Raw genomic sequence first — 14,412 nt, 5'->3', positions numbered from 1 at the left:
CGATTCCCCATTCCCAATTTCCGGAGTAACAACCAATGGCTGCTAAAGACATTCGTTTCGGTGAAGACGCACGTACCCGCATGGTCCGTGGCGTCAACGTGCTTGCCAATGCCGTGAAGGCCACCCTGGGCCCGAAGGGCCGCAACGTCGTGCTCGAGAAGAGCTTCGGCGCCCCGACCATCACCAAGGACGGCGTCTCCGTCGCCAAGGAAATCGAACTGGCTGACAAGTTCGAGAACATGGGCGCGCAGATGGTCAAGGAAGTCGCTTCCAAGACCAACGACAACGCCGGCGACGGCACCACCACCGCCACGGTGCTGGCCCAGGCCCTGATCCGCGAAGGCGCCAAGGCCGTGGCCGCCGGCATGAACCCGATGGACCTCAAGCGCGGTATCGACCAGGCCGTCAAGGCTGCGGTTGTCGAGCTGAAGAACATCTCCAAGCCCACCACCGACGACAAGGCGATCGCCCAGGTCGGCACCATCTCGGCCAACTCGGACGAGTCGATCGGCAACATCATTGCCGAAGCGATGCAGAAGGTCGGCAAGGAAGGCGTGATCACCGTTGAAGAAGGCTCGGGCCTGGAAAACGAGCTGGACGTGGTCGAGGGCATGCAGTTCGACCGCGGCTACCTCTCCCCGTACTTCATCAACAACCAGCAGAGCCAGTCGGCCGACCTGGACGACCCGTTCATCCTGCTGCACGACAAGAAGATCTCCAACGTGCGTGACCTGCTGCCCGTGCTGGAAGGCGTGGCCAAGGCCGGCAAGCCGCTGCTGATCGTGGCCGAAGAAGTCGAAGGCGAAGCGCTGGCGACCCTGGTGGTCAACACCATCCGCGGCATCGTCAAGGTCGTGGCCGTCAAGGCACCGGGCTTCGGCGACCGTCGCAAGGCGATGCTGGAAGACATGGCCGTGCTGACCGGCGGTACCGTGATCTCCGAAGAAGTGGGTCTGGCGCTTGAGAAGGCGACCATCAAGGACCTGGGCCGCGCCAAGAAGGTGCAGGTCTCCAAGGAAAACACCACGATTATCGATGGCGCCGGCGACACTGCCGCGATCGAATCGCGCGTGGGCCAGATCAAGACCCAGATCGAAGACACCTCCTCCGATTACGACCGTGAGAAGCTGCAGGAACGCGTGGCCAAGCTGGCCGGCGGCGTTGCAGTGATCAAGGTCGGCGCCTCGACCGAAATCGAAATGAAGGAAAAGAAGGCACGCGTCGAAGACGCCCTGCACGCCACCCGTGCAGCCGTCGAAGAAGGCGTGGTCCCGGGCGGCGGCGTGGCCCTGGTGCGTGCGCTGGTGGCCGTGGGCGAGCTGAAGGGTGCCAACGAAGACCAGACCCACGGTATCCAGATCGCCCTGCGCGCGATGGAAGCCCCGCTGCGTGAGATCGTGGCCAATGCCGGCGAAGAGCCGTCCGTGATCCTCAACAAGGTCAAGGAAGGCAGCGGCAACTACGGCTACAACGCCGCCAACGGCGAGTTCGGCGACATGGTGCAGTTCGGCATCCTGGACCCGACCAAGGTGACCCGTTCGGCACTGCAGAACGCCGCCTCGATCGCCGGCCTGATGATCACCACCGAAGCCATGGTGGCCGATGCACCGAAGAAGGACGAGCCGGCGATGCCGGCCGGCGGTGGCATGGGCGGCATGGGCGGCATGGATTTCTAATCCACGCCACTTCGGCTGTTGCGTTAAAAAAACCCCGCCAAACGGCGGGGTTTTTTATGCGCGTCACTCACGCTTGCGCATGCACGCGGCAGTTGCCGATGACCGGCGCTCGTCCCGTCAGGACGAAGGCGCTGTGCTGGTTGCGGCCTGATCCGGCGACCGATGCGCGTGCGCAGGCGAGCGTTGCTCAGGCGAGGCGCTGGCTGCGGCCAACGCAGCGTCGTCGTTCGTCTCTTCGATATCGGCGATGTCGTCGATCTCGGTGATCGTGACGCTGCTGCTGGGCCTGGTCTGCGCCTGCGCGCCGGCGTCCTCGATCCCCTGCAGGGCGCTATCGGCAACGGTCTGCGCGTACTCCTGCGCCTGGTCCGGCGACAGGCTTTGCACATATCTGGCGGTGTCCTGCACGTGCTGGATGAGCTCCTCGGGCGAGGACGGCATACGGGTTGCGAGCGTGGTGCCGTCGGGCCCTCTGAACACCCGCATGACCTGCGCGCCGCCCCAGTTCATCGCCAGCTCTGCGCCACGCGCCATCGGGCCCGGCATGGTCATCGACATCAGCGACATGATCGCGCCGGCGTAGTAGGGCGATGCCGACGAGGATTCGATCAGGCTCTTGTCTGCCAAGGTCTTGGACAGTTTCTCCACGCCCAGGGCCAGCGCCATCACCAAGCTGCCGGAGCACATGGCCTTGAAGCGCTCCATTGCGTCCTGGCGGGTCGCATGTGCGTTGAGCGCCGACTGCATCATCACGGTCGTGACAAGGATGGAGTCGGCAACCAGGTCGACCGTGCCGATCCGATCCGGTTGGATCAGGTAGACCGTTAGCCCGGTCACTCCGGCTCCCAGCAACGCCAATGCCAGCTTGGGGGCAATGTCGTGGTTGGTGACCTGGCGCGGGATGGTGGCTGGCTGGGCCTGATTCTGGTTCTGGTCCACTTGTAGCGCAGTGCTCAGTCGCTTGCTGCATTGGTCCAGCGTCTCCAGCAGGTGCGTGCACTGGGCATTGAGCGTACGGGTGAGCTCGTGCCCTTGGCTCGGGTCGGTGAACGCGCGACGTGCCTGTTGAAACGCTTCTCGGCCGTTCTCCAGAGCAGCGCAGATCTCGTTGAGTTGCGTGCGCAGTTGCGCGCTGATCTGGCCGGGCGTCAGGCGTGCACGCAACCGCTGCGCCTGGCTCTGAAAACCGTAGCTTTCTGCAATGCCGGCACCCAGATGCGACACCTTGTGTTGCAGTCGATTGCCGAGCACGTTGAGGCTGTTCCAGAGGAAGGGCGTGAGCACCATTGCCGCGCACGCGGTCGATGCGGCCGCGGCAAATCCCAGGTTGTTTTCCACTGCTTCGGCCTGGTGCCGCATGGACGGGTTGCCGAATTTCTTGGGCAGTTCGGTGGTGAGGAACAATCCGTTGAGCAAAATGGCGTAGAAGTGCATCTCATTGGCGTCGCGCCCCAGCTGCCCGCCCATCAGCGGGAACGGAAGCCCGTCGGCGGTGGGGCGCAGCGCAGAGGCCGAAAGCGTCATCACGCCCTTGGTTGCCGCAGCGATGGAATAGGCGAAGGTCTTGACCTGGTTGCCCAGAAACGGACTGGGAACGACCAGAGGCCACAGATTGACCAGGTTGACCAGCGACTTCAGCGCCCGCCCGGCCGCAGGTGTGTCGTGCTCCAGCGGCTGCAGCGCGTCTTCCACGGCCTTGATGTCGCCGAGCAATTGCTGACGGAAGCGTGCTTCCAGACCGGTTGCCGCTTCGATGACATCGCGCAGCTGGGTGATCTGCTGGCGGCACGCGGCCAGACTGTGCGGCGCGTGCTGTTCCGGGTCGGTGTGACGCACCATCTGCAGGAATGCAGGATCGTCCGCATGGATCTGCAGCATGGTGCGCAGATCCGCCAGCGACCAGAGATCGGACGCCCCCTTCGATACCGCAGCGTAAGCCTGCTGCACGCCGCTTGCCAATGCAGCGTTTGCGCGGGCGGCAAGCGAGGGGGCGGTGGACGGGCCGGCGGCGCGTTCGGGTGAATGGGCTGGCGGTTCAGCGTCGTGCGAGGGCATCGGCGAAGCGCCGTGCTCGGAGTCGGCGGCGGACGCGCGCGAACGGCTGCGCGGAGTGAGCGCCGACAAGCTGGGGTGGAGCGGCGTTTGCGTCGGCGACGTGGCGTCGGCGACCGGAGCGTTGTCGGTAAGGGTGTCGTGCAATGGCGCCAGGGAAGAGGGGCCTGCGCTTTGCTGTTTCTTGATCTCCATGGTGGGTTTCCTTGATGGGAGGGAGCGGCCAGCGGGTACTGGCTGGCGCACATGCATCATTCGAACAAGCCTGCCCGGCCGGCATAACGCGATGCGAACTCCTGCGTTGCAGGAAGAACCAACCAGGCAGGACGGTGGCAACTTGTGATCGCATGACCTGTTGAATCTGCGCAGGGTCGAGTGCGCTGGATGCGCAGAAATCGTGGTGGAGGCACCCCCAGCCCGCCGCATCGTCGTTCGCCGTCACACTCTGTCACCACCTGTTGACACCGATGTCATCACAGCCTTAGCGTCGCTGGGCAGGCGTTTGCGCCGAGCGGTCGGGGGGCCATCGGACAAGGGGCAGCGGTGCACGCATCGCTGGCAGGCGTCGTTGCAGTGCACTGCCACGCCGGCCGCGTCCGGCCTCTCCCGGGGATCTTATGAACTGCCGCAGTCATCGCCTTGCCTTGTCGATTTCCGTCTCCCTTGCCGTGACTGCTGCGTGCGCGCCGCCGCTCATGGCCCAGCAAACCGAACCCGATGCCACGCGCGCCACCTCCACGTTGGATGCGGTCAGCGTCACCGGTTCGCGCATCAAGCGCGCGCAGGTCGAAGGTGCGCAACCGGTGGTCACCATCAGTGCGCAGCAGATCCAGCAGGAAGGCTTTGCCACCGTCTACGACGTGCTCAACAGCATGAATCAGCAGGGCTCGGTGGAAGCCGATACGCAGTGGGGCTCGCATACGCCCAACGCCTCGCCGATCAATCTGCGCGACCTCGGGCCGGGGCGGACGCTGCTGCTGGTCAACGGGCATCGCGTGGCCGATTACCCGCTGCCCTACGGCGGCGAGAGCAACTTCTCCAACTACAGCAATATTCCTTCCGCCGCAGTGGAGCGCATCGACATCCTCACTGGCGGTGCGTCGGCGATTTACGGCTCGGACGCCGTGGCCGGCGTGATCAACGTGATCCTCAAGCGCGACTATCAGGGCGACCAGGTGCGCCTGCGTGGCGGCACCGCCACCGAAGGTGGGCGCGACAGTTTCGATGTGTCCTGGGCCGGCGGGCGCACCGGCGAGAACTGGAGCCTGACCTACGCGCTGCAGGCCACCCGGCGCGACCCGTTGAGCGGACGCGATCGCCCACAGATGGATGATTCGGACGACATGTCCTACTCCAACTGGACCGGCCAGAACCGCCTGTACGGCTTCAATCCGTTCACTGGCTTGAGCCTGATCGATGCCAACACCAACGAGCGCCTGGCGCCGCCTGCCGGCACCTGCGCGCGCTTCGGCGGCGAGTTCATCGACGGGCAGCGGCTGAGCTACAACCAGAACACCGGCGCGCTCACCAATGCCGGCGATTACTGCGGCGTCGCGCGCGATTACGGCGACTGGGGCCTGGTCACCGGCAGCGAGGATTATTCGACATATCTCTACGGCACCTGGAAGTTCGGCGAACACACCGAGGCCTGGGCCACGTTCTCCGCCAACCGCAGCGTCGGCCGCTGGACCTACGACCCGCCGTACGCGTATCTGGGCCCGTTCCAGGACGCGGCCACCGGGCGTTCGTTGAACCTGATCCGCCAGCTCACCCGGCGCGAAGCCGGCGGCTGGGACCGGCTTGCCAATTACAACAAGGAGCAGTCCTGGGATCTGAGCGCCGGCTTGCGCGGCGTGTGGGCCGACCGTTTCGATTGGGAGTTCAGCGTAGGCCGCTCGCGCTACACCGTCGACGAATACATCCGCACCGTGGACACCGCGCGCGCGACCGACTACTTCCTCGGCAGCTCCCTCGGCACTGCCGCCGATGGCACGCCGATCTATGCGATCAACGAAGCGCGCCTGTACACGCCGTTATCGTCGGACCAGTACGACGCGCTGGTCGCCAAATCGCACAATTCGGCTTATTCGTGGGTGAATCAAGCCAGTTTCAGCGTCAGCGGCGATGTGGTGCAGGGCTGGGCCGGGCCGATCCGCTTCGCCACCGTGGCCGAAGTGGCAAAGCAGGGCTATCAACTCTCTCCCGATCCCTGTGCCAACGAGTGCTACCCGGTGGATGTGGTGGACAGCGGCGGTGGCGAACGCATGCGCAGTTCGGCCGGTCTGGAATTCCAGATTCCGTTGCTCTCCACGTTGAGCGCGAATGTGGCCGGCCGCTACGACCGCTACGGCAATTACCGTTCTTCGGCTGCCATCCCCACCGATGTGGGCACGCAGAGCGACACCACCTGGAGCGCGGGCCTGGAATGGCGGCCGGCGGAGAGCCTGCTGGTGCGCAGCACCGTGGCCACCAGCTTCCGCGCGCCGGACATGCATTACGTGCTGGGCGAACCCAGCTCCACCAACCAGACGGTGATCGATCAGTACCGCTGCATTTCCTCCGGCGCGTACCTGACCGGCGGCTGCAACGACGAGAACAACAACATCTTCTACACGGTGGACGTCAATCGTCGCGGCACCCCTGACTTACGCTCGGAAACCGGCCGCTCGTTCACCGGTGGCGTGGTGTGGGACATCGCGCAAGGGCTGTCGTTGAGCGTGGATTACTACCGCATCCAGCTGGAGGAAATGATCAAGGACCTGGACCGCGACGAGATCCTGTCGGCCGAAGCCGGCTGCCGTACCGGCACCACCATCAGCGGCGGCACCTGGAACAACCCCGGCGGCGCGGGCTATTGCGACACCATCACCTCGCGCGTGATGCGCAATGCAGACGGCACCATCGCCAGCATCGAGCGCGGCCCGATCAACCTGGCGCAGATGGAAACCTCCGGCATCGATGCGTCGCTGAAGTATCGCCTTGCCACCGCAGGCTGGGGCAACTTCCAGCTGTCGCTGGACTACAACACTCTGATCGCCTATCGCGAGCAGATCTACCGCACCGACAGCGACGAAAACCGCCGCGACGAACGCGTGCGCAGCCGCGTGCGTGGCAGCGTGCATTGGGACAACGGCGGCCCCTGGGACTGGACCGTGTACTTCCGCCGGATCGGCTCCATGCGCGCGGTCAACTGGGGCACCTGCGAACGCTTCGACGACGGCTATCAACCCAGCGCCTCCGATGCGTGCCTGGTGACCGACACCGGCAATGTGCATCTGGGCGAAACCAGCAAGCGCTACTTCGGCCGCGTGGGCCCGGCGATCTACTGGAACCTGAGCACCGGCTACAAGATCACCGACCACGCCAAGGTCAATGTCTACGTCAACAACGTCTTCAACGAAGTGGGCTACGACCACAAGGAACGCTTCTACGGGTACGGCTTCTACAACACCACGCTGTTCAACCCGATCGGCCGCGAAGTGGCGGCGGAATATGTGTTTACGTTTTGAGCGAGCGCGGCGCTTGCGCACGCCACGGTGGCGGCCGTGGCGTGCGGGCGTCTGGTGTCTGCACTGCTTCCGGCAGGGCCGCAGGACCTGGCGAGACGACCAGCTCGATCAGCGCGTCATCGATTGTTTGCATCGCGCCGATTGGCGGCAGCGCCATCGTCACCCGTTGGATTGGCGGCCGCCGCGGGAACCTGTGCCGACTTCACCGCTGCGGCCGCATGCATTTCAACGCGGGGGTGTGCCGGAGCCAGTGGAGGGGCGTTCGCTTCCACCTGTGCCCGGTCCGTTGCCGATGAAACAGTGGCAACGCGCAAAAGTGCGTGGTATCAATGCATCCCATGAACGCACCCCGCAGCCAGTTTTACTTTTGGTACTACGGTTTTCCGATGCCGCTGGCGGAGGAAGGATTGCGCTCACCCTGAAGGACACTTCAGCAGCATTCCCGAAAAGCCGCCAGCGCACACCTGGCGGCTTTTTTGTTGCCGCCGCGCCTGGTTCCCTGATGCAACCCCGCCCACCGAGACACTGTTATGCCGCCCGTCACCGATGACCTGCGTATCCGCAAGATCGAAGCCCTCGCACCGCCTGCGCAGCTGCTGTCGCTGCTGCCCTGCGATGAGCGCGCCTCCGAAACCGTGACCAACGCGCGCGCCGCGCTGCACGAAATCCTGCACGGGCGCGACGATCGCCTGGCCGTGGTGATCGGGCCATGCTCGATCCACGACCCGGTTGCGGCGATGGAGTACGCGCAGCGCCTGCGCCCGTTGCGCGATCAGTTCGGCGATGCGCTGGAGATCGTGATGCGGGTGTACTTCGAAAAGCCGCGCACCACCATCGGCTGGAAGGGCTTGATCAACGATCCGGACCTGGACGGCAGCTTCCAGATCAACAAGGGCCTGCGCGTGGCGCGTGGCCTGCTGCGCGATATCAACAATCTCGGCCTGCCGGCCGGCGTGGAATTTCTCGACATCATTTCGCCGCAATACATCGCCGACCTGGTGGCCTGGGGCGCAATCGGCGCACGCACCACCGAGAGCCAGGTGCATCGCGAGATGGCATCGGGGCTGTCATGCCCGGTGGGCTTCAAGAACGGCACCGGTGGCGACGTCAAGATTGCGGTGGACGCGGTGGGCGCGGCCTCGCATCCGCATCATTTCCTGGCCGTGACCAAGGACGGACACACCGCCGTGGCAGCGACGGCGGGCAATCCGGATTGCCATGTGATCCTGCGCGGCGGCAAACAGCCCAACTTCGATGCGGCCAACGTGGAAGCGGCCAGCCAGGTGCTCAATGCATCCGGCCTGCCCGCGCGCCTGATGATCGATGCCAGCCACGCCAACAGCAGCAAGAATCCCGAGAACCAGCCCAAGGTCGTCGAGGACATCGCCAATCAGCTGGAAAACGGCCAAACGCGCATCGTCGGGGTGATGGTGGAAAGCCACCTGGTCGGTGGGCGTCAGGACCTCTTGCCGGGGTGCGAGCTAACCTACGGCCAGAGCATTACCGACGGCTGCATCGGCTGGGATAGTTCGGTGCAGGTGCTGGAACGCCTGGCGACCGCAGTGCGTGCACGGCGCATGCGCAAGATTGCCGAGGCTGCGTGAGTTGCGGCGCAGCAGCATCGGCAGAACACGTGCTGATGCTGCATGGGGCGTCGCCCACTCCAAATCACTGCCAGGCAGCGCGTGTCTGGTCTGCAGTGAGCGTGAGGCGTCGCGCATCCCTGATTCGGCGCTATGCGCCACCTTTGCCAATGGGAAGGATCTTGCAGCTGGCACGTGTGTCGGTGCAGCAGGCATCGGTCACTGCGCAGGCAATGACGTGGGTGCGCTAGACGCTCGAGCCAGTACTCACCCCAGGCGAGACGGCTGGCTGGTGCGCCGCTGTCGCGCAGGTGCAGCACGTCCAACATGGCGCGCAGCGGTGCCATCAGCGACGACCAACAGATACAACGATCGGTTTGGCCGTGCGTGCAGGCGTCTCGCCGGCCGCGGCAGACCAAGAACGTCGGGCCGGCGCAGGGAGCCGGCCCGACGGATTGGACACCACCCAGTGATGGCCCGTTTCGCTCAGCGACAGCAGGGGGAGAGAGCCTTCCTGTCACATGGAGCGAGCGGGCAGGACCGTTATCCGCCCGGCACGTGACCCTGCGATGTCGCTGCATGTCGTGCGCAGCAATGAAGTTCGAGAAGCGTTAAACGCCGGGACTGCGTAATCGCAGCGGTTCAGCGTATCGCCAGTGCAGCACTGCCGGGATTGCGATGTTCGCAGCACTGGGCATTGGCCGGCCGCCCATCTCCAAGCTCGCAGCCGATTCCCAATTCCCGCAACGGCACCAGCCTTGTTCACGCTTCGCGGTCAGCGCAACCGGGATAGTGGCGGCAGACTCTTTCCTGCCTGCGCCCATGCCCTCACTTCGCGACCGCTTCCAGCGCTGGCCACGGCCGTGGCGTCGTGCAGTGGGCATCGTGTTGGCGCTGTACGCGCTGTATCTGCTGGCCGGCAACCTCTATCTCAATACCCCGCTGTTCGACGCCAGCACCAATCGGCAGCCGCACAAGTTCACCATGCAGACCGGCCCGGCACTGACGCTGTTCCCGGGCGAGGTCATCGCCTGGAACGTGCGCATGCGCGGGCAGGCCAACCGCACGGTGTATGTCTTTCACGCCGACCGCGCACATGCGCGTATCGCCCTGCTGGCCTTGTTTCGGCGCGAAGTGCGCCTGCCGTGGCTGCATGCCACCGGCGTGAGCGCAGAAGTGGAAACCTCCGATACGCCCATTCCGCCGCCACCGCGGGGCAACCAAGGCTGGACGTTGCGCTTCGACGCAATCACCAGCAACAGCATTCGCAGTGCCCGCCTGGGCAAATTGCTGATCGCCGGGCAAGGGCACGGCAAGGTCGGTTTTCTGAAGCAACTCAAGGGCGGGCCGTCGGAACTGTTTCCTTCCGAAGCGGGCTTTACCGATGCAGTGGTCAGCTACGACGGGGTGCAGGTGTTCAATAGTGCGCAGCTGGATGCGCAGTTTCAGTTTCCACGCCATTACCGCGACCAGGCGCCGGGGCTGCGTAAGCTCGGCATCACCGCCGCCCGGCTACAGCTGAAGGCCAATTCCGTGGCGCTGAAGATCGATACCGGCGCGCCGCATGTGGACATCGGCAGCGGGCCATCGGCAGCGCGCGTGGAGGCCGATATCCGCCTGGCCAGCGGCGCGCTGCAGCCAGGCAGCCGTGCGGTGTGGCGGTTGCCGTTGCTGGCCGGCGTGGGCGCCACCGACCGCGGCATGCTCGCGCTGCAACTGGACGTAGCGCAGGACATCCGCGTGCAGGCGCGGCTACCGCGCGACGAGAAGACCGGCAGCGAGCTGCACGCCGATCTGCGCATCGCCGGGCGCAGTGTTCCGTTCGAACAGCCGGCGCAGCTGTTGCCGCGTCTGTCGGGGCAGGTGCGTGGGCGCTGGAAGTTCGAATCCTTGAACTGGATCGCCGAGCTGTTCGTGCGCAAGCCGTGGTTCCAGCTGGAGGGCGGCGGTCTGGTCGAAGCGGACCTGCGCCTTGCACAGGGCCGTCTGAGTGCCGGCAGCACGCTGGATATTCCACGCGTGGAGGCCGTGGCGCAGGTGTTCGACACGCGCCTGGCCGGCGTTGCCAAGGCGCACGGGCGCATCGACGATGCCGCCACGGCGCAGGCGCATCTGGATGTGAGCATTCCCACCTTCAAGGCGGCGCCGCGCGATGCGCCCAAACAGCTCTTGCTGGATGGCCGCGATCTGCAACTGGCCATGCATGGCGATGCCGAGCTGGCCCGCCTGAGCGACACGCTCAAGGCACAGCTGCGTTTCAGCGATGCGCGTGTGCCCGATCTCACCGCCTACAACCGCTACCTGCCGGGCAACAACGTGCGCCTGCTCGGCGGTCGCGGCAGCCTGACCGGCGATGTGGCGCTCAATGCGTCTGGCGAGGTCGGTAATGGGCATGCGAACCTGCGCGGGCAGGGCGCGCATCTGGCGTTGGCGGGCGTCCAGATGCGCGGCGATGCCGAGTTGCGGGCAACGCTGCAGCGCGCCGATTTCAAGAACAAGTTCTTCGACCTCAGCGGCACGCGCATACGCCTGCGCAATATGCGCGTGGGGGATGAAGGCGCCGATGCAAATTGGTGGGGCGACTTGCAGGTGGGTGCCGGTACGATCCAGGCCGAAGCACCGTTCCAGGTGGATGCCGACGCAGCCCTTCGACTGCGCGATATCGCGCCACTGCTCGCGGTGTTCGCCCAGCGCGCCGACTATCCGCGCTGGGTGCTGGGTTTGCTGGATTCGGGCGAACTGGATGCCACTGGTCGAGTGCGTTGGCGCAAGCAGCAGGTGCTGATCGACGACCTGCATGCGGAAAATGCGCGCTTGTCGCTGCGTGCGCGGCTGGCCTTGAACGATGCGCAGCGGCGCGGCGATCTGTATCTGCGCTGGGGTGTGCTGGGTGCCGGCATCGAACTCGATGGCAAGCAGCGGCAGTGGCATCTGGCCGGCGCACGCGAGTGGTATGACGCGCGGCCCGGGCTGTTGCCGCCGGTCTCCAAAACCAAGTGATGCAGCCGCCGGCGTGATCGTGCTGCGTTCTGCTCACGGCTGGCTTGGCACACTGTGCCCAGCCGCGTGCGCGGTTTTCAGGAGCCTGCCGTCATGACGATGCCTGTTCGCGCCCGCTGGCGCGCCTTGCCGCGTGTATTGCGATGGCCGCTAGTGGCACTGGTCGCGCTGTACGCAAGCTATGTGCTGCTGGGCAATCTGTTGCTCAACACGCCGCTTGGCCCGGCTGCGCTGAATCGCTCGCCCGATAAGTTCACGATGCAATGGGGCCCGGCGCTGACCTGGTGGCCGGGGCATGTGGTGCTGTGGGATGTCGATCTGCAAGGCCATTGGACGCGCACGAACTGGAATGTCAGTGCGCAGCGGATGAGCGGGCAGATTCGGCTGCTGCCATTGCTGCACCGCCAACTGCTGGTGCCGGAGTTGCACGCGCGCGGCGTGCGTGGCGGTCTTCAGGCTGCAGTCGTGACGCCCGGGACGGTGGCGACGCCATCGCCTGCGGCGACGCAAGCGGCGCGGGTTGCCGTTGTTCCGATGAAGGGCGTTGCTGATACGCCGGCCGCTCCAGCGAACGAGGAGGCGCCTACAGTAACGCCCGATGTCGAAAAAACGGCGACGACGCAGCCTCCCGCGCAGGATCTGCGCGCAACCACTGCAACCAACGCGAAGCCCACAACGCCCACAACCAGGACGCCGCCATCAGCCGAGCGCGCCGACGCGCACGCCAGCGCACCCATCCCACCAGCCGCCTGGACCCTGCAGTTCGACCGCATCGTTGCCGAGCAGGTGCAGGCCGTGTCGCTGCGTCAGCTGCACATCGAAGGGCAGGGCCAACTGCAACTGGGTCTGTTCAAACAACTACGTGGCGGGCCGATGGAAATCTTCCCCTCACGTGCGGTGTTCGAATCGGCGCGCGTGCGGTGGGGGCAGGATGAAATGATGCGCAATGGGCAGCTGCGCATCGAAGCGAGCATCGCGCGGCATACACCGGATCAGGCAAGTGGACACGCGGTGCTGCAGCTCACCGATGCGCTGATCGCCGTGCATGGCGACACCGCAGCGTTGGATGTCGCCCGTCATGCGCAGGGCCGGCACACGCTGGCGACGCGTCCCGGCAAGGGGCGTGCAGATGGCGAGCTGCGCTGGATACGCGGTGCCCTGCAGCCCGGGAGTCAACTGCACTGGCGCGCGCCGCTGCACGACAGCACGCGCGCGTCGGCCGCATTGCTGGGCGAGTTGACGGCGCAGTTACAGGTCGATCAGAACATGCGGCTGACGGTAAGCATGCCCGAGCCGGCCGATGCCGGACTGACGCTGGACGCCGACGTGCGCGTGCAAGGCAGGCAATTGCCAGTGCAATCCATGCGCAGCCTGTTGCCGCGCACCTCCGGGCATGCGCGGCTGCATTGGCAATTGTCTTCGCTGAGCTGGATTGCTGCGCTGTTTCCGGATGTGGATTGGCTGACCCTGGATGGCGAGGGCCTGGTCGATGCCGATCTGCGGATCGATCGCGGCCAGCTCGGCGCCGGCAGCCGCCTGCAGGTCCCGCACGTGCAAGCGCAGGTGGGCGTGATGGGGCACGCGATCGCCGGCCAGGCCAGCGCCGATCTGCGCGTGGACGCCGATGCCAACGGACAGTTGCTGCCGGCGCTTGCACTGCAGATGCAGCAGTTTTCGATCGCGCATAGCGACGCACCCACGCGCCCGTTCGTGCAAGGCCGCGATTTGCGCCTGGATCTGCAAACGCGCGCCGATGCGCGCAACCTGACCAGCCTGCGCGATGCCACGCGCGCGCACCTGGTGTTCGCCAATGCGCGCGTGCCGGATCTGCGTGCCTACAACCGCTATCTGCCGCAGCAGCAACTGCGCTTCGATGGCGGCAACGGCGTGCTCAGCGGCGATCTGCAGATCGAGCCGGGTGGGCGCATCGGCAAGGGCGGTTTGCGCATCGGGGCGCGTGCAGCGCGGCTGCAGTTTGCCGGCCTGGCGTTGCGCGGCGATGTGGATGCGGATCTGCGCCTGCAGCGCGGCGATCTGCGCGCCGAACAGTTCAGTCTCGATGCCAGCAGCATCCAGCTGCGCAATGTCGGATTCACCGGCCCGGATGGACAGCATCGCGATGGCTGGTGGGCGCGCATCGTGCTGGACGGTGCGCGCATGCAATGGCGACAACCGGTGGGTGTGGATGGGCGTGTACGCATCCAGGTGCGCGATCTGGCATTTCTGGTGGCGTTGTATGCGCGCGACCGCTCGCTTCCGAACTGGATGCTCCGGCTGGTGGATGCAGGCCAGGCGCAACTGACCGCACGCGCACACTGGCAAGGCGAGACGGTCATCGTCGATCGGTTGCAGGCACGCAACGAACGCTTTCAGGTCGATGCGCGCCTGCGCCTGCAGGGCAATCGACGCAGCGGCAGTCTGCTGGCCCGCTGGGGAATGCTGAGCGCGGCAGTGGGCTTGCGTGGCGACACGCCCGAATGGCATCTGCTACGCGCGCCGGAGTGGTATCGCGCGCAGCCGGACCTATTGCGCTGACGCCTGCATCGCACGCGCTGGGGTGAAGAAAAAGCACCAGTTCTGTACTGCCTGGTG

6 protein-coding genes are annotated in these 14,412 nt (G+C 65.5%); 5 read left to right on the top strand and 1 reads right to left on the bottom strand.

Annotation, left to right across the window (positions count from 1 at the left end; all coding sequences use genetic code 11):
- Positions 1–35 precede the first annotated feature (35 nt).
- Positions 36–1,676, top strand: coding sequence for a chaperonin GroEL (gene groL / locus J7367_RS09490; protein WP_017155924.1), 1,641 nt, complete (start codon positions 36–38; stop codon positions 1,674–1,676).
- A 117-nt stretch (positions 1,677–1,793) separates the two neighbouring features.
- On the opposite strand, the gene xopX is transcribed toward groL, so the two are convergent.
- Positions 1,794–3,923: a XopX family type III secretion system effector gene (gene xopX / locus J7367_RS09485; protein ID WP_057660366.1), complete on the bottom strand. Its 2,130-nt coding sequence runs from the start codon at positions 3,921–3,923 to the stop codon at positions 1,794–1,796.
- A 500-nt stretch (positions 3,924–4,423) separates the two neighbouring features.
- Between xopX and J7367_RS09480 the strand changes: the two genes are divergently transcribed.
- The 4 genes from J7367_RS09480 (at position 4,424) to J7367_RS09465 (ending at position 14,355) form a co-directional block, all read left to right on the top strand.
- Positions 4,424–7,237: a TonB-dependent receptor gene (locus J7367_RS09480; RefSeq protein ID WP_057660368.1), complete on the top strand. Its 2,814-nt coding sequence runs from the start codon at positions 4,424–4,426 to the stop codon at positions 7,235–7,237.
- A gap of 530 nt (positions 7,238–7,767) precedes the next feature.
- Positions 7,768–8,841, top strand: coding sequence for a 3-deoxy-7-phosphoheptulonate synthase (locus J7367_RS09475; protein WP_007972568.1), 1,074 nt, complete (start codon positions 7,768–7,770; stop codon positions 8,839–8,841).
- A gap of 801 nt (positions 8,842–9,642) precedes the next feature.
- The gene (locus tag J7367_RS09470; RefSeq protein ID WP_057660370.1) at positions 9,643–11,820 is read left to right on the top strand and encodes a hypothetical protein; all 2,178 of its coding nucleotides are present in this window, start codon (positions 9,643–9,645) and stop codon (positions 11,818–11,820) included.
- Positions 11,821–11,913: 93 nt separating this feature from the next.
- Positions 11,914–14,355 carry a hypothetical protein gene (locus J7367_RS09465; protein ID WP_057660373.1) on the top strand — a complete coding sequence of 814 codons (2,442 nt, stop codon included), beginning with the start codon at positions 11,914–11,916 and terminating at the stop codon, positions 14,353–14,355.
- Positions 14,356–14,412 lie beyond the last annotated feature (57 nt).

It is taken from the genome of Xanthomonas sp. D-36-1, assembly GCF_017746155.1.
GTDB lineage: Bacteria > Pseudomonadota > Gammaproteobacteria > Xanthomonadales > Xanthomonadaceae > Xanthomonas > Xanthomonas cissicola.
This window is presented reverse-complemented; position numbering and strand designations above follow the sequence as displayed.